Annotated in this window: 22 protein-coding genes, 1 tRNA gene and 1 pseudogene; 18 read left to right on the top strand and 6 right to left on the bottom strand. The window is 52.7% G+C overall.

Annotated features, from left to right (window positions below; all coding sequences use genetic code 11):
* Nucleotides 1-6 precede the first annotated feature (6 nt).
* A complete protein-coding gene (locus tag GX030_06425; protein ID NLV92010.1) occupies nt 7-705 on the bottom strand; it encodes a phosphotransferase in 699 nt (232 codons plus the stop codon).
* A gap of 10 nt (nt 706-715) precedes the next feature.
* On the opposite strand from GX030_06425, the gene GX030_06420 reads away from it, so the two are divergent.
* The 11 genes and pseudogenes from GX030_06420 to GX030_06370 all read left to right on the top strand — a co-directional run bounded on the left by GX030_06420 (nt 716) and on the right by GX030_06370 (nt 11270).
* Entirely contained in the window at nt 716-943 is a 228-nt protein-coding gene (locus GX030_06420) for a hypothetical protein (protein NLV92009.1), read from the top strand.
* Nucleotides 944-1091: 148 nt separating this feature from the next.
* Entirely contained in the window at nt 1092-2180 is a 1089-nt protein-coding gene (locus GX030_06415) for a helix-turn-helix transcriptional regulator (GenBank protein ID NLV92008.1), read from the top strand.
* A gap of 436 nt (nt 2181-2616) precedes the next feature.
* A complete protein-coding gene (gene trxA / locus GX030_06410) occupies nt 2617-2946 on the top strand; it encodes a thioredoxin (GenBank protein NLV92007.1) in 330 nt (109 codons plus the stop codon).
* Nucleotides 2947-3039: 93 nt separating this feature from the next.
* Nucleotides 3040-3333 carry a metal-sensitive transcriptional regulator gene (locus GX030_06405; protein ID NLV92006.1) on the top strand — a complete coding sequence of 98 codons (294 nt, stop codon included), beginning with the start codon at nt 3040-3042 and terminating at the stop codon, nt 3331-3333.
* An 89-nt stretch (nt 3334-3422) separates the two neighbouring features.
* Nucleotides 3423-4325 carry an FAD-dependent oxidoreductase gene (locus GX030_06400; GenBank protein NLV92005.1) on the top strand — a complete coding sequence of 301 codons (903 nt, stop codon included), beginning with the start codon at nt 3423-3425 and terminating at the stop codon, nt 4323-4325.
* A 264-nt stretch (nt 4326-4589) separates the two neighbouring features.
* On the top strand, nt 4590-5879 hold the full coding sequence (locus GX030_06395; protein NLV92004.1) for a hypothetical protein: 1290 nt from the start codon (nt 4590-4592) through the stop codon (nt 5877-5879).
* Nucleotides 5880-5907: 28 nt separating this feature from the next.
* Entirely contained in the window at nt 5908-6510 is a 603-nt protein-coding gene (locus tag GX030_06390; GenBank protein ID NLV92003.1) for a DNA-3-methyladenine glycosylase 2 family protein, read from the top strand.
* Between the two features lie 541 nt (nt 6511-7051).
* Nucleotides 7052-7750, top strand: a pseudogene (locus GX030_06385) (hypothetical protein).
* Nucleotides 7751-7956: 206 nt separating this feature from the next.
* Nucleotides 7957-9399: a menaquinone biosynthesis decarboxylase gene (locus tag GX030_06380; GenBank protein ID NLV92002.1), complete on the top strand. Its 1443-nt coding sequence runs from the start codon at nt 7957-7959 to the stop codon at nt 9397-9399.
* Nucleotides 9386-10276 carry a UbiA family prenyltransferase gene (locus GX030_06375; GenBank protein ID NLV92001.1) on the top strand — a complete coding sequence of 297 codons (891 nt, stop codon included), beginning with the start codon at nt 9386-9388 and terminating at the stop codon, nt 10274-10276. Before GX030_06380 ends, GX030_06375 begins: the two co-directional genes overlap by 14 nt.
* A gap of 58 nt (nt 10277-10334) precedes the next feature.
* Nucleotides 10335-11270: an ABC transporter substrate-binding protein gene (locus GX030_06370; protein NLV92000.1), complete on the top strand. Its 936-nt coding sequence runs from the start codon at nt 10335-10337 to the stop codon at nt 11268-11270.
* Between the two features lie 26 nt (nt 11271-11296).
* On the opposite strand, the gene GX030_06365 is transcribed toward GX030_06370, so the two are convergent.
* From GX030_06365 to GX030_06355, 3 genes are all read right to left on the bottom strand, one after another.
* Nucleotides 11297-11749, bottom strand: a complete 453-nt coding sequence (locus GX030_06365) for a pyridoxamine 5'-phosphate oxidase family protein (protein ID NLV91999.1) — start codon at nt 11747-11749, stop codon at nt 11297-11299.
* 149 nt (nt 11750-11898) lie between these two features.
* A complete protein-coding gene (locus GX030_06360) occupies nt 11899-13314 on the bottom strand; it encodes a HAMP domain-containing histidine kinase (protein NLV91998.1) in 1416 nt (471 codons plus the stop codon).
* Between the two features lie 52 nt (nt 13315-13366).
* The gene (locus GX030_06355; GenBank protein NLV91997.1) at nt 13367-14062 is read right to left on the bottom strand and encodes a response regulator transcription factor; all 696 of its coding nucleotides are present in this window, start codon (nt 14060-14062) and stop codon (nt 13367-13369) included.
* A 165-nt stretch (nt 14063-14227) separates the two neighbouring features.
* On the opposite strand from GX030_06355, the gene trxA (GX030_06350) reads away from it, so the two are divergent.
* Nucleotides 14228-14554 (top strand): thioredoxin, encoded by a 327-nt coding sequence (gene trxA / locus GX030_06350; protein NLV91996.1) that lies wholly within the window; start codon nt 14228-14230, stop codon nt 14552-14554.
* Nucleotides 14555-14630: 76 nt separating this feature from the next.
* Here the strand turns inward: trxA (GX030_06350) and GX030_06345 are convergent, their stop codons facing one another.
* Together GX030_06345 and GX030_06340 are read right to left on the bottom strand one after the other, a co-directional pair.
* Entirely contained in the window at nt 14631-14963 is a 333-nt protein-coding gene (locus tag GX030_06345) for a hypothetical protein (protein NLV91995.1), read from the bottom strand.
* Between the two features lie 55 nt (nt 14964-15018).
* The gene (locus GX030_06340; GenBank protein NLV91994.1) at nt 15019-15411 is read right to left on the bottom strand and encodes a hypothetical protein; all 393 of its coding nucleotides are present in this window, start codon (nt 15409-15411) and stop codon (nt 15019-15021) included.
* 209 nt (nt 15412-15620) lie between these two features.
* Between GX030_06340 and GX030_06335 the strand changes: the two genes are divergently transcribed.
* From GX030_06335 to GX030_06310, 6 genes are all read left to right on the top strand, one after another.
* Nucleotides 15621-17153 (top strand): Ppx/GppA family phosphatase, encoded by a 1533-nt coding sequence (locus GX030_06335; protein NLV91993.1) that lies wholly within the window; start codon nt 15621-15623, stop codon nt 17151-17153.
* Nucleotides 17154-17196: 43 nt separating this feature from the next.
* Complete coding sequence (locus GX030_06330) at nt 17197-17919, top strand: HAD family hydrolase (GenBank protein NLV91992.1); 723 nt, start codon at nt 17197-17199, stop codon at nt 17917-17919.
* A 130-nt stretch (nt 17920-18049) separates the two neighbouring features.
* A complete protein-coding gene (locus GX030_06325) occupies nt 18050-18562 on the top strand; it encodes a rubrerythrin family protein (protein ID NLV91991.1) in 513 nt (170 codons plus the stop codon).
* 219 nt (nt 18563-18781) lie between these two features.
* Nucleotides 18782-19414 (top strand): hypothetical protein, encoded by a 633-nt coding sequence (locus tag GX030_06320; protein ID NLV91990.1) that lies wholly within the window; start codon nt 18782-18784, stop codon nt 19412-19414.
* 227 nt (nt 19415-19641) lie between these two features.
* A complete protein-coding gene (locus GX030_06315) occupies nt 19642-20124 on the top strand; it encodes a nucleoside deaminase (GenBank protein ID NLV91989.1) in 483 nt (160 codons plus the stop codon).
* Nucleotides 20115-20204: transfer RNA gene (locus GX030_06310), tRNA-Ser, on the top strand. The genes GX030_06315 and GX030_06310 overlap by 10 nt, the downstream gene beginning before the upstream one ends.
* The last annotated feature ends 102 nt before the right edge of the window (nt 20205-20306 follow it).

The following is a 20306-nucleotide window of genomic DNA, read 5'->3' as shown; positions in this document are numbered from 1 at the left end:
CTGTTGCTATCTGCCCCTTTGGACGCAGACTTCCCTCCAGCGCATCAACCAGTGGAACTGCTGATCAAGAAAGGCGTGGCCCACGGAGTCAAGCCCGAGGCACTCGATAATAGTTGCCTGCAGTTGGTAGTGATTAATCGCGATTAGATCGTAGATTGCCAGAAGCTCGGCATCGCTGATCTGTCGCTGCTGAGTGTATCCAGTGCAGAAGCGCTCAACCATGCGTTGGGTTTTTTCGTATCCAGACACATCGAACCGGAAGTAATCGGTGCTGTCGCAGATCAGCATCACATCAAAGACTGGGAAGGCATCGGCAGCAGCGTCGAAGTCAAAGAGCACGTATCTGCCATCAGCGGTACGGAGCATATTCCCGGCATGGTAATCGCCATGGCAAAATCCCCGGGGAAGGTTCGCTGCAGTTTTCCATAGGGCGTCGCCATACTCCGACAGCATCCTTATCTTGGTTTTGTCGAAACCCTTTCGATTTAGGAGGTCGATGTATCGGTCGATGAAAAAGGGCTTGGCGTGAGCTATTGGGGACCCCCTATACTCTTGCATCAGGTTGTGGAGCTGGCCAGTCTGCTTGCCGATGGCTTCGATATCACTATCAACCTCCGGTTCCCTACCTTCAATGTAGTCGTAGAGGACGGCAATCCGATCACCTTCCTGGGAGCTTGCAAACAAATCCGAAGAGCGGTTAGGCAAGCTCCGAAGTGTGGTCGATGCCTATGATTCCGGCCTTGCCGAGAGGTTGTCCGTTGCTGAGCGATGGGCCCTTCCCTTGGTGATGGCTGGCCAACCCTTGTGGTCCCTGGGTGGGTGGATCGCCTGTTTAGACGATGAGAGGGCTGCCCGTGGCTATGCCTCTGGGATGATCGCAGAGGTAGATTGGGCGCTGCAAATCATCGATAACCTGGGCCCTTGGCAGGAAGCTATGGTTTAGGCTGCTGCCGATTCTACCGGCAGTTGAGTGGGGAAATATGGGAACTCAACCACCCGTTGATAGCCCTGAAGGGATCAGCGTGTTATCCTGACACCAGACAGTGGGCACTGTACTTAGTCAGATTCAAAGGGAAATGGGGGATGGGGAGATGCTAAATCTCCGGAAAATTGGAGCCTATATCTCCAGACTGCGCAAGGAACGGGATCTAACTCAAATGGAGCTGGCCGACCAACTGAACGTCACCCACCAGGCGGTTTCCAAGTGGGAACGGGGAGAGTCTTTGCCGGATATTGGAACGCTGCCTTTGATTGCAGAGTTTTTCCAAACGACGGTGGATGATCTCCTTCATGGCGGTGAAGTCCAGGAGGATCGGGGTTCAGGGCTGGGAACCATAGTAACGGAAATAGCGGAGAACCGACCGGAGCGGGTTGCGGAACTGGTAAACTCCGGCGAAGTGAAGATAGAGGATCTGCCTGAGCTGGCACCGATGATTAAGGCCAGTGACCTCCATCGGGTTACAGAAAAGCTGGATCGTAATTTATTGACCACTGAACTTATCCGACGCCTGGCTCCCTTTCTCGGCTCGGAAACGCTGGATCAGCTAGTTTGCCACTTTAAGGATAGCGACGTTGAGTTTGAGGTGATCCGTGACCTAGCTCCCTTCCTCGGAAAGAAAACCTTGGCTGCTATGGTTGACAAGGTTGCCGATGGGGAGATGAGCGGGAAGATGGTCAGGGCTGTAGCACCCTTTCTCGATAGAAAGCAGCTGGATCGATTGGTGGAAAGGGTAACGGAAGGCAGCTTAGACTGGGACATTATCCAATCCTTGGCGCCCTTCCTCAGCAGGGAAAGCCTCGGCCGCCTGGTTGATCAGACCGTGGCCGGTGAGCTGGATTACAGAAAACTCGCCCAGTTGGCGCCCTTCTTGGATAGAGGGCACCTAGACCGGCTGGTCCGTGAGGTTGTGGAAGGTAACCTGGACTGGCACATCCTGAGGCAGCTGGCGCCCTTTCTCAGTCAAGAGACCTTAAGTTATCTTGTCAATCAGGCAGTGGAGGGGGAGCTGGACCCTGAGCAGCTGATGGGCTTGGCACCCTTCCTGGACAGGGATACCATCACCCGGATGTTGGAGGAAATTGAGATCGAGAAGTTGGATGGAGATTTCCTGGTGCACCTGGCACCCTTTACCGATAAGGCAGTGCTGTCTAATCTGATCAACAGGTTGATTGGACGTTAACACTTCTTGGGCCTGGAAAGGGGAGGCGGCTACCCAATAGTGATAGCCAACCTCCCCTTTTTCGCTTTCCAACCACCAATTCAGAAATTTGAGCTTTTGGTGTTGACATTTTCTCACCTACGACATATACTAAGATTGTCACAGGGGATACCCTACGGGGTACCGTACCCGATAGGAGGTTTGGGAGTCACTCTTGCGTGGTAAGATCCAAGGTCCGTTGAATTGGGAGGTGCTCCACTGTGGCTCGAACTAGCGGCAGGGCCCGTTCCTGGTGCATGATTGGCAAGGCCGTACAGTTCCTCACCTTGGGACTATTGGGAACGGTAAGTTGTGGTTCGAAGGGCTTGGTAACAGACTGGACGTAAAGGTATCTTGTCGGGATCCTAGGTCCGGTTATCGCTTTGGAATTTGCATACATTAATCAGGGGGGAAAGACATGCCGGTAGAGCTCACTGACAATAAGTTTAACTCTGAAGTTTTGGAAGCTGAAGGCGTAGTGCTAGTTGACTTTTGGGCACCCTGGTGTGGTCCCTGTCGGATGGTGGGACCCATCGTCGATAAGCTGGCGCAGACCTACGCGGGTAAGGCCAAGATTGCTAAGTTGAATGTCGATGAAAATCCCTATACTGCATCCCAGTTTCAGATTATGAGCATTCCGACGATGATGATTTTCAAGGATGGCGAGCTGGTCGATCAGTGGGTGGGTGCAATGCCTGAGCAGGCAATTGTGGAAAGACTGGAGCGGCAGCTATCGGTAACTGCTTAGGGAAAGTTATCAGGGTAGCGGTTTGGGGTCCATCGGTTACCCGGTGGACCCACCTGTGTGATGACAACTGGAGGAGAAAGTGAGAGAAGCGATATGGTGCAGACAAGCAAGAATTTTGCTCCTCCTGAATCGGCCCGAGATGACCTGATTGCCCGGCTGAAACGGATTGAGGGTCAGGCTCGGGGCCTTCAGAAGATGATCTTAGAGGAGCGCAGTTGTGAAGAGATTGCCACCCAGATGGCAGCGTTGAAGGCCGCGGTCGCCAAGGCGGGAACGGTGCTTCTGAGCACCCATTTGGTGGATTGTGTCACCCGGGACCTTGAGGCGGGGCGGCCAATTGATGATATTCAATCTCGGTTTATTAATTTGTTTGGAAAACTGACCTAGCTACAGGAAGTGAGATTCTGGCTGGTTGCCGCTGCAGTGTCAGCGGTTTTTCTTTAGACTCCAGAGACTTTTTAGGTGGTGACCGAACCATGCATGCTGCGCAGTACGACCTGGCTATTGTTGGCTGTGGACCCGCAGGATTGTCGGCCGCGATTAATGCCAAGATCCGCAAGCTAGATTTTGTTCTCTTTGGGACGGAGTTCTGCAGCCTTAAGCTTCATCAGTCACCGATAGTAGACAACTACTTAGGCTTTCCTCATATCAATGGGGAAGAGCTGCGACAACAGTTCCTCAGGCATGTTGAGACTATGGGGATTGAGATTACCCGCAACAAAATAACTAATATCTTTCCTGCTGACCAAGGATACACTCTCTTGGGCAAGGATGGCACTGCTTATCTGGCAAGTTCCGTGATCCTGGCTACTGGGGTTGCCTATAGTCAGATGCTGCCCGGGGAAGGGGAGTTTGTCGGGCGGGGGGTTAGTTACTGTGGTACCTGTGATGGGCCCCTCTACCGGGGGAAGAACGTAGCAGTGATTGGGTACACCCAAGAGGCAGAAAGCGAAGTCGAGTATCTAGCGAGAGTGGCCAATCACGTCCACTATTTTGTGCGTTACCGGCGCCAACCCCAGCCCTTACCGGCCAACGTTACCTTGAGCCATATCCCGGTATTGCGTTTTGAAGGCAATGGGTACCTGGAGGCGGTGGTGACCAAAGAGGGGTTGCAACCGGTGGATGGAGTTTTCATTTTCCGGGATGCGGAACCGCCGGGTCAGCTGCTCCTCGGGGTGCAGGTTCAGGACCAGGCGGTGGTGGTTGATAGAAACCTACAAACCAATTTGCCGGGAGTCTTTGCTGCCGGCGATATCACCGGACGGCCCTGGCAGCTGGCCAAGGCCATCGGTGAGGGAAACGCAGCAGCTCTCCAGGCAGCGGAGTATTTGCGTTCCCTGAAGCAGCGCCAAAATGACCTAGTTTCGCAAGCGGTCTGAACTGGTCAGCATAGCGCCTTTGACCCAGCCCCAAGGGCTGGGTTTTTGCCTTTAGGGATGGAAACGAGCCAGCGTTTTCTTAGAGCTTGCTGTGTCAAGGAGATAGGGTGTCAATAGCGAAGTTGGGATTGTCTGTTAATACCATCGGTTGAAGATTCATGAGGGTGCGGCCTCTCAAAAAAGGAGACGCATTGCTCTACAGATTTTCCAATGTGACGACATCGAAGGCTTAAAGAAACCAAGCCCGCATTAGGGGGGAAGGGAATGCTTCTTGATAGTAGAGAAGGGGTCGTCAAGCTGATTAAAAGCCTTGAGAGGAAGCTGACAACGGAAAGACTTGCCAGATATTGGACTGGTTTCCACGGGATGCCCTTCGCCCTGTATGATGCCAATAATGTCTTCCTCGACGCTCATCCCAATCCCCCAGATGGTTTCGCTGCAGAGGACGGTATCTTCGTTGGTGAGCGGACCAGGGATTTCGTGGGCAACACCGTGATCGAGCTTAACGGGGAGTACACTGCCCTTTGGGATATATCAACGGTTTCTTCAGTGATCTCAGAGGAGAGACTCTTCTCATTGATTGTTCACGAAATGTTTCATGGCTTCCAGCTTAGAGTAGGCGACAAACGTTTTGCCAATGAACTTCTCCTGTGCCAGTACCCCTTTGAAAGCAAGAACATCGGATTAAGAATTAAGGAACGGGAGTGGCTGGTCAAGGCGGTATTTGCAGAAACGGCCTTGGTGCGTCGGGAGTACACCGCTAGGTTTGTTTCCTTAAGGGAGGAACGACGCTCGTTGATCGGCGATTACCTGACCTATGAGCTGGGACTGGAGAGTATCGAGGGCACTGCCACCTATGTTGAATTCCAGGCATTCATGGAGGAGACCCAGCTGCCCAAGGATTACTTAGCTGCCAAGTATGGTTATCGGCTGGCAGGAGAAATCGACAGGTTAGAGGATTTTCGCCCTTCCTGTTACCCATCGGGAATGTTCATTTGTCTGCTGCTTGATTCCTTAGACCCGAACTGGCATCATGAGTATACCCTATCCTCCTTGTATCTGTATGACTTCCTGGTTCAACGGACGATGGCAGATAGAAGAGATATGAAAGTCGATAATAGGGAGTGCCTCGGAGCGGAAACCATGGCTAGACACCTCATTGCGGAGTACACAGAAAATAAGAGGAAGTCTATCGATGATTTTGAGAGATCCGGGGGCTATCGGGTGGTCCTAGAAGGCAATATGGGCCTTTCGAAATTCGACCCGATGAATATCGTGAGCGTTGACTCCATGGCTTTGCATAAGCACTTTCTTGAGGTTAGTTATGGAGGCGGGACTATCTTCCTCGACCAATCGGCACTGGCCATCATCTCCAAGGACAATTTGCACAAGATCCAGGAGCTCCATGTATTTGTGCCCCGCAAGCCCAGGCCAAGGGGTGACAGAGTGTGGCTTGAGGACATTGGTTGCATCAAAGGAACACTAAGGGAGAGAAGCGGAGTTTTTCTCGTTGAATTGTCCGGTGAAGATATAGAAAACCGACCCGTGGGATAGACCACCTAAGAAATGGAGACACAGTAGGATGCCGATTTTTCAGTATGGAACCAGAGAAATAGATTATCTCAGAAGCAGGGATGAAAAGCTGGGGGCAGCCATCGAAAGGATCGGGATGATTGAACGAGAGGTGATTCCCGATCCCTTTAAGGCCATAATCTCCAGTGTTGTTGGCCAGCAGATTTCCCAGAAGGCCGCCGATACCGTTCGTACACGATTAACCAACTTGGTCGGTGAGATCACACCGGAAAGTATCGTCCAGGCCAGTATAGATGAACTTCGCAGCTGTGGGTTGTCCGCGAGAAAGGCCAGTTATATCAAAGGGATTGCCGATGCTGCTGTGTCAGGAGAGGTGGACTTTGCTAATTTACATACCTTGACCGATGAAGAGATTATCCGTCGGCTCACGTCTTTAAAGGGAGTCGGTATTTGGACAGCGGAAATGGTGTTGATTTTCTCCCTGGGCCGCATGGATGTGGTCAGCTACTCAGATTTAGCCATTCGCCGGGGGATGATGAAGCTGTATGGCCTGGAGGAGCTCACCAAGGAGCAGTTCAACCAGTACCGAACCAGGTACTCACCCTATGGCTCTGTGGCCTCATTGTACCTTTGGCGCCTGGCGGGGCAATAATCGGATCCCGGCCCCTGACAGTGTGCCTTTTTGCGAGGTGATTGTCTTGAAGGCAGTCACCTTTTCTTGTGTGCCCGGCAGGGTCAGTGGCTATATGGTGAAAGTCCAGAGCGGGGGTTGGTAGTAGACCTACCGTTAGCTGAAGACAAGGGTGTCCGTCGTGAGGCGGAATCTGAAGGAGTCGGAAGCAAACTCCTGGCCCTAGGAACACATCCCTCGGCTCCATCCGAGGCACCCATATGAGGCCGTCGTATCCGGGTGAGATTCCAAGACAAATCAAAGCCCGAAACTGCCAAGAGATACGGTGGTAAATGGGATGGGTTTATGGGAGGAAAGTCACTGACATGACCCGGGGAGGTCTGTCGGGGGTCGACTAAGTCGACAGCCGAACCGACAGAAGTCAGCAGAGGTCATAGTACCAGGCTCAGGTACCGGAGTTTGGGAAGGACCGAACGCGAAGCGAGGAACGGAGGTGTCAGACTCGATGAGTACGTGGAGACAGCTGAAGCTCCCCTTTGGGACTCCTGTACGGGAGGTAGCGGTGAAGCCGCAAGGGTCCGACAGGAAGCCGAGCGTACCCGCGGCGTCTGGACACCAGAAGTTACGCGGAGCACCAGGTCCGGATTTGATGGAGCAAGTGGTAGCAAGCAACAACGTTGTGCGAGCACTGAAGCAGATAGAGCGAAAGAAGGATAAAGCTTCAGGAATCGACGGCATGCAGGTAACAGAACTGCGCCCTTATCTCGAAGCTAAGAGAGCAGCTGCTTGCCGGAGAATACGGGCCGCAACCGGTCAGACGGACGGAAATCCCCAAGGACGGAGGCGGGAAGCGGCAGCTGGGGATTCATACAGTGCTCGATCGTTTCCTCTGAGGGAGCTAACCAGCCGCCGCTGGTCTATTGCCATGAGCCGGCGCATCGAATTGGTGAACCGGTACCTGCGGGGATGGCTCGGATACTTCCGCATAGCCGACGCCAAAGGCCACCTGGAACCTATTGCCGGCTGGCTCCGGAGGCGTCTGCGTATGTGTCAGTGGAAGCAGTGGAAGCGATGCGGCACCAGACTCCGCCACCTGCGGAGCCTGGGGATTGCGGAAGAGGAGGCCCGGAAACTCGCCTTTTCTCGCAAAGGCTGCTGGGCCCTATCCAACACGCCGCAACTGAATATGGCCTTGGACAACCAATACTGGCTGTACCAAGGCCTGATCGACTTGGTACCTACGTATCTTGCGAGCCGTTAGAGCTTAAGCGAACCGCGCAGTACGGGACCGTACGCTGCGTGGTGTGAGAGGACGGCGGGGCGACCCCGCCTCCTACTCGATTACCTAGGATGCCATGATCCTTCAGTTGAGGTTGACTTTTCCAGGGCAGGGGATATCTGAAGGCAGGTTGAAGCTATACTAGGTACCAGGAATAAGTGTGCAGGTAGGTTGGAGGAGGACCTGTGGTGGCCTATAAAGACTTACGGGAATTTATTGCTCTTCTGGAAAAACAGGGAGAGTTGGTTAGGATCTCAACTCCCGTGGATCCGGAACTGGAAATTACCGAAATCACCGATCGGGTCTCCAAACGCGGAGGTCCGGCCCTGTTGTTTGAAAACGTCAAGGGTTCTGAGTACCCGGTGCTGATCAATACCTTTGGGAGTTACCATCGGATGGCACAGGCCCTGGGGGTGGAAAGACTCAGCGATATTGGCGATGAAATTCTCCAGTTTTTTGATACATCCACCTATAGCGGCTTCGTCAACCAAGTAAAGGTGGCTCCGAAGCTACTGCAACTGGCGGGAATTTTCCCCAAGCGGGTGAAGAAAGCTCCCTGCCAAGAGGTAATCGAACATAATCCCGATTTGACAAAACTACCGGTACTGAAATGTTGGCCCCAAGACGGGGGACGCTTCATCACCCTGCCTTTAGTTGTGACGAGAAATCCCCAAACGGGACAGTGCAATCTGGGGATGTATCGCATGCAGGTGTATGATGCTAAGACGACGGGAATGCATTGGCATCTACACAAGGATGGTAGGGAAAACTTTATCGATGGGACCAAGGAGACCGACAGGATTCCTGTCAGTGTCGCCCTGGGAGGCGATCCAGCTACCATCTATGCCGCTACTTCACCGATGCCCCGAAACATCAGCGAGTACTTGTTTGCTGGATTCTTGCGGAAAAAGGGTGTCGAAGTAGTTAAGTGTATCACCAATGACCTTGAGGTTCCAGCCAATGCAGAATTTGTCCTGGAGGGTTATGTCGAGAAGGGTGATTTGCGGCGGGAAGGTCCCTTTGGGGATCATACAGGATACTATTCCCTGGCCGATGACTATCCGGTCTTTCATGTCACCTGTATTACCCGACGGAAGGAGCCCATCTATCCCGCTACCATTGTGGGCAAGCCGCCGATGGAAGACTGTTATCTGGCTAAGGCGACGGAACGGATTTTCCTGCCCATCCTCAAATTACAGTTTCCGGAGCTGGTGGACCTAAATCTGCCCCTGGAGGGTGTGTTCCACAACTGTGCCATTGTCTCCATTCGCAAGCGGTACCCTGGACAGGCCAAAAAGGTGATGCATGGCATCTGGGGAATGGGCCAAATGATGTTTACCAAGATGATTATTGTCGTCGATGAAGATGTCGATCCCCATGATCTGTCCACGGTAATGTGGAAGGTCTTTAATAACATTGATGCCAAGCGGGATGTGGTGATCGTCGATGGTCCCTTGGATGCCTTGGATCACGCCTCACCCTTGCGCCACTATGGACACAAGATGGGTATCGATGCCACCAAGAAATGGCCCGAGGAAGGGCACCCTCGGGAGTGGCCCGATGAGATCATCATGAGCCCAGAGATCAAGGCCTTGGTTGACAGAAAGTGGGATCAGTATGGCATCGACTAATTTAGCTTCCGTCGCGAAAAGGGCCAAGCTCTACGGAGATTTGGTGATGTTTCGCCACACCCTGTTCTCCTTGCCCTTCGCGGGTATTGGGGCGCTGTTGGGAGCCCGGGGAATTCCCACGGGATGGGACACTTTCTGGATTTTGGTGGCAATGTTTGGTGCCCGCAATGGAGCTAACGCCTTGAATCGTCTGGTGGACAAGGACATCGATCTAGCTAATCCCAGAACCCGAAGTCGTCACCTTCCCCAGGGCCTAGTCAAGGAGTGGGAAGTGCTCCTGCTGGTAATTGTGGGATTCTCGCTGTTTGTTCTGGCGGCAGCGATGCTAGATCCTCTGTGCCTGCTGCTCTTGCCGATTCCCTTGGTGATTTTTATCATCTACTCCTACACCAAGCGGTTTACCTGGTTGTGTCATTATGTCCTGGGAGCGGCCAGTGGTGGTGCCCCGGTGGGAGCCTGGATGGCCGTTACCGGACGGATTGAGCTGCCGGCCCTGGTGTTGGGAGCCGCGGTGGCCCTGTGGGTTGCGGGCTTTGACATCATCTATGGTACCTTAGACATTAAGTTTGATCGCAGCTTTGGCATCCATTCCGTTCCCGCTCGATTCGGCGCAAAACGGGGACTACAGATTGCCGCCCTGTCCCATTTGGGCACCATTGTTGGTTTGGTGATCACGGGTTTGTGGATGGGTTTGGGGTGGATGTATTGGATTGGAATCGTCATCGCCGCGGTGCTGTTGTGGTGGGAACACCGCTTGGTCAGTCCCGATAATCTGACCCACGTCAAGCTGGCGTCCTATAATGTCAATGAGGTGTTGGCACCGCTGTTGTTTGGGTTCACCTTAGCTGATGTTCTCCTGCGGTGGGTTTTGGTGTGATACGCGGGGAAGATAGTTCGGCTTAAGTCAGAGACGACCATGGAGGGTGAGGAATGAAATGAGTGGCAACCTGCGATTAACTGGTTCTTTGGTGCTGGCCCTATTGGTTGCTGTGGTCTTGGCAGCAGTGGGGCCGGTGGCGGCCCAGGAGCCGGTGCGGATTGGTTTGATGCCAGACTTAAATTCATTGATTTACATAATTGCCCAGGAGCAGGGACTCTTTGCTGAGGCAGGTGTTGAGGTTGAGTTGGTCAAGTTCACCAGTGCCAATACCCGAGACGCTGCCCTGCACGCGGGCGAGATCGATGGAGCGGTGTCCGATGTGTTGGCGGCATTGTTTGCCATCGACGGCGGATTTCCTGTTAAAGCCACCTGGCTGACGGAGGGACGTTATGCTTTGTTGGCATCGCCCTCCAGTGGGATCACCTCTCCCGAGGAGATGAGGGGCAAGAGGGTGGCCATTTCCAAGAATACCATTATTGATTACGCCACAGACCAACTCTTGCTTCACTACAACGTCGATCCCCAGCAGCTGAGGAAAACCTCAATTCCTCAGGTTCCAGTTCGGATGCAAATGTTGGCCTCGGGACGAATAGACGCCGCCTGCCTGCCCGATCCCTTGGCCACGGCGGCGGAGCTTGGTGGGGCAGTTGTGGTCAGTGATACACTGCAGGTGCATATTACCCCCAGTGTAATGGTATTTCGCACTGCCAGTCTCAGGGAGAAGGGCGAAGAGCTAAAAAGAGTGATTGCGGCCTATAATCAGGCCGCAACGCTGATCAACTCTACCCCTGCCTCGCAGTGGCTCTTCGCCTATGAGGCCATGGGATTTCCCGAAATGACCTGGACGGAAATCCAGTTGCCCCACTACCGGCAGGCCCAGCCCCCCATTGCTGCCGATGTTGAGCGGGTGTACCATTGGATGAGGGATAGGGGGCTGATCACGGGAACCTATGGTTACTCCGATATAGTCGACAGCTTCTGGTTAGATTGACCAAGGGAAAATCAGCAGCGCTGACCTCAGCTAGGGGTCCAGCGCTGTTTTAGTTTGTATCCGGAGATTGAGTCGACATAGACGATTTCCCGGGGCCGAATCAGAATTAATCTGACTTCATCATCGTGGTCCCAGGGACACAGTTCCTCCGCCATTTCAAACTGGGGATCTCCTGAATTTCCCACTTCGGCATCTCCGAAAACCTGGACTCCGCGAATCTTGGTCAAATCATCAATAAACTCGGTACAGACCAAGAGACAAGCATTGGTGTTTTTAGCTAGGTTAGCAAATTTCGAGCCACCCTTGCTGTGAATGTAGACGTTGAAATCTTCATCGGCAAAGTATCGGACGGGACTTACCCGGGGAACATCGTCCCCGACGGTACCCAAATATCCGGTATCATGGGCCAACAGGAATTCGGCAATTGCATCCTCTAATTCCCTGGCGCTCAGCTGCGCAACCGGTGCTTGTACAGACATGTGCAGTCCTCCCTAGGATCACAGAGATTGCAAAAGGGTTGGTTCCCTCCTAGTATTGGTCAGACTGCCGGATCAAATACCTGGATGGGTTCTAGGGGATAGTAGGGATGCAGCTGGCTCAGGGGACACAAAAAGCTGAGGCCTTTGGCTCATCCTTCTTCTTGGAGAATAGGAAGTCTGACAACAAACTGTGTTCCTTGACCCAAGGTACTGTTTACGGTGATGCTGCCGTTGTGGGCTTCTACCAACTCCCTGGTGATGGCCAGTCCCACTCCACTACCGGGAGTGTCCTGGGCATCGGCTTGAGTTCCGCGATAGAAGCGTCCAAAGATGTGGGGCAGTTCCTCTTCTGGAATTCCCGGGCCGGTATCGGCGACAACGATCTTCGCCCACTGTCCCTCGCACTCTAGGGTGACCCTTACCTCTTCTCCCGCTGGTGTATACTTGAGCCCGTTGCTGATTAGATTCGATGTAATCTGAAAGAGGGCTTGGGAGTCAGCTCTTACCACCAGGGGAGTCTGGGGTACCTCCAGGGAAAAGTGAAGATTCTTATCCGCGAAGGCCTGGCGCCACCTTTGTCCCTGACTGGAGAGAATATCCCTTAGGTCGATATCTTCTAAGGTTAAGTGCAGTTTGCCGCTTTCGGCGATGGACAAAGCCCTGACATCGCTGACGAGATTGCCTAGGTATTCCAGTTCCTGGCTGACGATGTTGAGATTCTCGATGGTTGCCGGCAGTACCCCATCCTCCATCGCTTCCACGAGACTGCGAGCCGCGGTCAACGGTGTGTTGACTTCATGGAAAATATCGGCGGTGAGTTGGCGGCGTTGATGTTCCTGTTTTTGCAGTTGGTCCGCCATCGCATTGAAGCTTCGGGCCAAGACTCCGATCTCATCGGTACGCTTAATGTTGACCCGTTCCGTGAGATTACCGAGACTGAACCTTCGTGTCACCTGTGTGAGATGTTCCAGGGGTTTGGTGATCCATCCTGCGGTAATCAGGCCAAAGACCGCCCCGACTAAGAGGGCAACTCCCGCCGCCACTAGACTTCCTGAGAACACCGAGGAGCGAAAGGCTCGATCGATTTGGGTCAGGGCGTCGTATACGATGGGCACCGAAATGCGCAGGGTTCCCACCCGTGTACCATCAACGGTGAAGTTGTAGGCCTTTAGGGGGTTATCTCGCAGGGATGCCCCCGGTGGGTACCGGAGGTAGCGGCGCAAGTTATCCGTTACGCCCCACCGATAAATATTATTGAGATCTAGGGTATCGAAAACTAGGTGCCCTTCCGGGGTATTCATCACGATGCGGACATCGTTGGAGATGGCCAGGAGAAAGGCCGCGTAGGCAACATCGGTCCAGCTGTGGGAGGATTTATACACTCCCTGTAATTGCTGCATAATCCGGTTGTTTCTCTCCTCGACGTTAGCCCGGAGATAATGGGTAAACTGTCGGTTGAGATAGGCATTGGCAGCCACCACTGTGATGGCAATGAGCAATAAAGAAACCAAAATATGACTAAAAACGATGTGTTGGCGCAGGGACCGCTTTGGCTTATGGGGCATAACTTCACCTACTTCACAGGCTGCAGACATCCACGGAAAGAATCGGCGAAATTCAAGTGGTAGTGAATCGATACCCCAGGCCATACACCGTTTCGATGTATTTGGGGTTGCTGGGATCGGGCTCGATTTTCCGCCGGAGGTTCTTAATATGGGCGTAAATTGTGTCGTCGTAACCGGAAAAGTCGTATCCTAGGGCTAGATCCACCAGTTGGCTTCGACTGAAGGTGTGTCCCGGTTGTCGGGCCATTACCTCCAAGAGCTTGAACTCCGTGGGGGTAAGCTTTACCACTTCACCGTCGACCCGGACTTCCTTGGCACCAAGGTGAATCTCCAGCCGTCCCTGATCGAACCGGAGGATTTCCGCCATCACTCCCGTGGTATTGCCCGAGGTTCTTCGAAGCAGGGCTTTGACCCGGGCCACCAACTCCCTAGGACTAAAGGGCTTGACAATATAATCATCGGCACCCAACTCTAAGCCGACGATGCGCTGTTCTTCTCCGCTCTTGGCGGTGAGCATAATAACAGGGACATCGGACTGATGGCGCACTCGCTGGCAGATCTCCTCGCCGGAGATTCCCGGGAGCATTAGGTCCAGAATGATTAAGTCGAAGGATTCCCCGGTGGCCAGCCTGAGGGCGTCTTTACCGTTGTTGGCCGTGGTTACGGTGTAATCCGCTTGCTCTAGGTAAGCCTTTACCACTCGACAAATCTGGGGCTCGTCCTCTACCAAAAGAATGGAGGCTTTCACCCTTCTCCCTCCTCAGTGTTAGACAGGAATTTGGCATAATCTAATGGTATCAAAGGAATCAGAAGAAAACATGAAGAATCTCTAAATCCCGACAAAAGGTTTAAGCCCCACATTCCTGGGGAACCTGCTAAGAAGAGAAAATGAGAGGCACTTAGGAAGGATGGTATGGTAGCGATGTTGGAATTAACTGACAGCAACTTTCAGTCTGAGGTCTTAGAACAAGACGGTGTTGTATTGGTGGATTTCTGGGCTCCTTGGTGCGGTCCCTGTCGCATGATTGCCCCCATCGTCGAAGAGATTGCTAAGGAGTATGCCGGCAAAGCTGTGGTCGGCAAGTTGAACGTCGACGAGAATCCCAATACCGCCGGAAAATACAGTGTTATGAGCATTCCCACCTTGATGTTCTTCAAGAACGGCGAAGTGGTGGATCAGATCGTGGGAGCGCAGCCAAAACAGAATATCACCGAGAAGCTCGACGCCCACCTTGGGTAGATGAGCAGGGGGAAGGGATGGCTCTTCCTCCTTTTTGGTTTTAGAAAAATTTGAGGGGGTATTTGAGAGCATTATTTCAGAGCTGTTCATTCTTGGCGCGAGCATAGGCTCGTTTTTCCTCCACCGCTGCCGCTAACTTGGTCTCAAAGGTAATTCCCCGCAGTCGTTCCCAAAGGTTTGGGGGATGGACATCGATGGACAGTTCCCGCGGAGGTTTATACCAGGTGCATTTAGGTCCTTCGATGGCTTCCACGCGGGCGGTGTCGGCAAAGAGTGTCACCCGAATCCCCCAGCGGCAATTGGGGAGCACTTCGGTGTAGACTGCCATCTTGTCCGTTGGCCGGGTCCATGTGCCCTCCTGCAAGAAGGAAAACAAGGTATCAACTCCCGTGGCGTAAGGTTTCTGCATTGACATACACCGCCCGGGAGCAAATTCCTTGCTATCAGAAGTAGGCTCTTTGTCTCTAGAGGAAATCAGCGGTTTCCCAGGAGGTAGAGGAGTGGGCGCGGCGGTAGGCACTCACCAGGCGCAAAGCACCCCGGCTTGATTGGACCCGGTAACCGGTAAGTAGGGCGATAAATCCCACCATATCCCGCAGTACTCTCTGCTCAGCTTCAATGGCTGTCAGAATCATTGACTTGAGGACCCGAGCTTGGGCCAGGGTTAGCTGTCCAGCATCCATCAAGGTCTCAGAAGTCAGGACCAAGGCATCCACAAACAGTTCTCGGCGAAACTCCGCCTCGGTACGAGCCCTCTCCAACTGCCGCAGGATCTGGGGCTGGATGTGACCCGCCCGCCGAATTAGCGTGGCCGTTGTCTGCAGACTCTTTGTTGCCGATCGGATTGAAGGTGTCATAGTGATTCCTCCTGAAGATGATGGGTATCTCCAGTTATTGCCGGGAACCTGTGGGTTTATTCAGGCTGCTCACAAATTTCGTAAGAAGTTGTTAACCGTCTTCTGGGCAGGGTATGGACCCAATTTCGAGAAATCCAGATCTAGTGAGAACCCAAGGATTGCCATGTCAAGGGTGAGAATTTACGATCTTTGAGTGGGAAGTGGTTATGATGAAGCGAAGGGTAGCGATTATCGATTTGGGTTCCAACTCCGTCCGGTTAGTCGTAGTTGAGATCGGTGATGGCGGCTCTTACCATCAGATAGAAGATATTAAAGAGTCTGTTAGGTTGGCGGAAAGCCTGATCGACGGCAAGCCTTTATCTGCCAAGGTAATGCACCATGCCGTGGAGACCATTAAGCTGTTTGTGTCCCTGTGCCAAGCACTGGAAGTGCAGCGGATTATCCCCATCGCTACGGCGGCTACGAGGATGGCCTCCAACCAAAGGGAATTCTTAGACCTACTTCGCCAGGAGTCGGGTCTGGATTTTCGAGTGTTATCGGGTTCTGAGGAAGCTTACTACGGGTACTTGGGCGTGGCCAATACCGTCCACGTTTCCAATGGTGTTACCATTGATGTGGGTGGGGGAAGCACCCAAATCGTTAAGTTCAGAGATCGAAAGATCGTCAGGGATGGGAACTTTCCCCTGGGCACTATTCTGTTGACAGAGCAATTCCAGAGCCACACCGCGATGTCCAGGAGCCAACTGGAGTCGATGCTGGCCTTTCTGAGGGAGAAGTTTGCCGCGTACCCCTGGCTGAAGACTGCCGGCGATTTGCCGGTGGTGGGGATGGGAGGAGCGATCCGCAGTCTAGCCCGAATTGACCGGAGGCGAAAGGGGTATCTTCCCGACCGCACCCATGATTATGTGATGACCCGCCAGGATGTCAAAGAGATCCTGGAGCATCTGGCGGGGATGGATGCGGGCGAACGGCGATCTGTGCCCGGGCTGTCTGCAGAACGGACTGATATTATCGTTGCGGGGGTTGGTCTGGTCTACGCGATGATGCAGGAAGGGGAGTTTGACACCCTCATCGCCTCGGGAACGGGATTGCGATTTGGTTTGCTCTTTGAGTACCTTTTCCCCAAGGCCGGTGACCCCTTAGTCCCCAGTGTCCTGATGTACAGTATCGATAACATGATGCGTTATTATGGTCTCCAGGAAGACCACGCTCGCCATGTGTCTAATCTGGCCTTGAGCCTCTTTGATCAGCTGCGGGAAGTCCATGGTTACGGGCCCACTGCCCGGCGCATCCTCCTGGTAAGTTCCTTGCTTCACGATACCGGCGTTGGGATCAACTACAATGATCACGATGAACATACGTTGTACTTGATTACCCGCAGTCGCCTCAACGGGTTGACCCATCGAGAAATGATTATCTGTGCCTACGTTGCCGCGGCCCACTACCGGCGGTTCGTGTGGAATGGAATCGACAACTATATGGCACCGAAGGGACCGCTGCAGCCCCAGGACATTGACATGATCAAGAAGTTGGGGATTATTTTGCGGATTGCCAACGGCCTGGACCGATGCAGCATCAAGGCTGTTACCTTTGTCAATTGTATTGTTAAACCCGATAGAGTCTTGGTGATGGCAAAAATCCGTCGAGGCGCTGAACTGGAGATCCGACACGCCATGAGTGCCGCCGAAGAGTTCGAAGACTTGTTTAACCGGAAGTTGGAAATTGAGCCCATTAACCACTAATTGCTGATGCTGACCAGGGGAAACAGAGGAGGGGTAGCTAAAGGTGATCGACGCTCTATTGTTAGACTTAGATGGGACGCTCTTGGGTATGGACCTTGAGGCCTTTACGACTGCCTATTTTGCACTCTTGACCAAATACTTTTCCGAGCTCATCCCTCCGGAGGAGATGTATCGCCGTGTTTGGCAGGGAACGAAAGCGATGATCAGTAGTGACGATGGGACGATGACCAACGCCGAGGTGTTCATCGCCTCATTCTTCACTGATCTAGACCTAGAGGTGGAGGAGCTGATGCCCCTCTTTGACCGGTTTTACCGGGAGCAGTTTCCTGCCCTGCAGGAAATGACGGAACCGGTACCGGGTGCAAGAGAACTGGTGGAAACCGCCAAGGCCCTGGGACTAAAGGTGGTAGTTGCCACCAATCCGGTTTTTCCGCTGGTGGCATTGGAGCAAAGGATAAACTGGGCAGGGCTTGGAGGCCTTTCCCTTGACTTGATTACCAGCTATGAAATTATGCATTTTTGCAAGCCCAACCCCCGGTATTATCAGGAAATTGCCGACAGAATTAGTATTTCACCCCAGCGCTGTCTCATGGTGGGAAACGATGTTGAGGAAGACTTGGTGGCCCAGGAGATCGGAATGAAAACCTGGCTGGTGGAAAGGTATCGGATCAGTCGCGGGCAGTATCAGGGCAAACCCGATGGTGAAGGGGATCTGCTGGTGTTGGCGAAGAAGCTTTCCCAGTGGGTTAGCCCCAAGACCACCTAGGCGTATTGCTGGATTGGGAAGTCCGATGTACTTACCCTGCAACTTTTTTCATCTCTAATGTGTTTAGAATGGCAATTTGCGGGGATAAATACAAATAGTGTAAATATCAATCAGCTGGGAGGATGATATTATGCGCAAGATGACGGAAGCCAACCTGCGGGAAGCCTTCTCCGGTGAGAGCCAAGCCCATATGCGGTATCTCATCTATGCCGACCAAGCCGAGAAGGACGGTAAGCCCAATGTAGCTAACCTGTTCCGAGCCATCGCCTATGCCGAACGGGTTCATGCTACCAATCACTTCAAGGCCCTAGGTCTTTTGGGTGATACTGTAGCCAACCTCGCCGATGGTGAGGCCGGGGAGAATTTCGAAAACGAGGAAATGTATCCTGCCTATGACGCGGTAGCGGACCTCCAAGAGGAGAAGGAAGCCAAGCGGAGCATCCATTTTGCCCTCGAGGCAGAGAAAATCCATGAAGTGATGTATCGCGATGCCGGCGAGATTGTGTCTGCAGGCAATGACATTGAGCAGGATACTGTGCTTATTTGTCCCATTTGTGGTCATACTGTCTTCAATGAGGCGCCTGACAGATGTCCCGTTTGCGGGGCTAAGAAGGACCAATACCATAAGTTTGTTGCCGGTTAAACCGGGCGTACTTACGGAAATTACCCTCTAGCCTAACCCCCTGAAGCAGCAGGGGGTTAGACTTTTTAGAGCGGAACTAAGCTATGACAATAACTTAGAAAGAGCCCTTTGCGATGAGTCAAGATGACCGGTGAATGGGTGTTGTGGATGATACATGTAAAGGCGAGGCTGGATGCCCAGTGTCCGGCATGGTGCCAATAGGTCAGAGCTTTTGTGCCAGTGAGACCAGTCTCGGAGAGGATAGGGAAGGTGAAGATCTTACGTGCAAGCTCGGAAGAGGAAATGATTTTAGAGTTCTTGAAAGCAGAGTGTACCTCTGAGCGATTTTCCGACCAGATGAAGGATGCATTGGAGAAGCTAGGCCTTGAAGAAAGCATTATTTTCTCGGCGGATCTGCACAGCGAAGCCGAGAATGCTGAGAGGAAGAGGCTGCTGGGAGAATTCCGGGGATATGGTGAGGGAAGGGAAATGTTTGAAAATTTCCCAACCATTTTTGAATGGAACCTATGCAGCTTTTCCTGTGCCGATTTAGGGAAAATCAGATACATAGATTACAGCTACTGGAATGACTTGTCTGCCGGAACACATAGGCCCTTGACCGCGGCGGAAACCATGCGGAACGGAGTATTGATTTATGGTTTAAGCAATGATGGATTTTTGCGTGCTGCTGAGTATATCAAGCATGGTGGTGTTTTTCCAAAGCTGTTCTTTCTGACTTCGGACTACGAGAACTTTGTGATTGTAGAGGGACACCTTAGGATGACGGCCTATGCTTTGGTTCCTGAGTGCTTCATCGATGTGGAAGCTATCGTTGGGAGATGCAGTAGTGAAGAATTGAAGAAATGGATGTAATACGGTAAATTGCGTTGTAAAAAAGCTGTTTTCATCTGTTCCTCGCAATGGGAGCAAGAAGAACGTGGGAAGAAAAACACAAATCACGGCTAGAGACAAACGAGCGCGGCGCTGGTGGTCAAAAAGCCAGAGTTTGCGATGACAGATGCTCGAAAAAATAACGGGTTGAAAAAAGTAAAAAGGTGTGCTATATTACCTAAGTGTGGGCATGAGATTGGATGGTTGCTATGGCGACAAGGGAAGCTGATCAAAGATTTATGGGATTAGCTCTGGCACAAGCAAGACAGGCTTTTGCCATAGGCGAAGTGCCCATCGGGGCCGTTGTGGTAAAGGATGGCGAGGTTATCGCCAGTGCCCATAATCGGCGGGAAATCGACAAGGATCCCACTGCTCATGCCGAGATTTTGGCAATTCGCCAAGCCGCAGCTTTTTTGCAAGGATGGCGGTTGACGGGAACGACTCTTTATGTTACTATAGAGCCCTGCCCGATGTGTGCTGGAGCTTTGGTCTGGGCCAGAGTAGGCCGGTTGGTCTACGGCAGTGCCGACAGCAAAGCTGGAGCAGTACACAGCCTGATGAATGTGGTTCAGGATCAACGCCTTAACCATAATCTTGAGGTAACGGCGGGAGTCAGGGAAGATGAGTGCTCCCAGCTGATGAAGGAGTTCTTCGCCGGGCTTCGTCGGAAACGCAAGCGTTCGGAGAGGTGACGGAGCGGTTGAACGTGGCGGTCTCGAAAACCGTTGGACATTTTCGTGTCCCGAGGGTTCGAATCCCTCCCTCTCCGCCATGGTTGTCAACAGGGTAAAGGGCAGAGGGTTACAACTTAATAGCTAGTCATTAATCTGGAGAGGTGCTGGAGTGGTCGAACAGGCTGCACTGGAAATGCAGT

This window comes from Bacillota bacterium (assembly GCA_012727955.1).
In the GTDB taxonomy this organism is placed as follows: domain Bacteria; phylum Bacillota; class Limnochordia; order DTU087; family JAAYGB01; genus JAAYGB01.
Note: the sequence above shows the minus strand (reverse complement) of the source record. Positions and strands in the feature narration are given on the sequence as shown.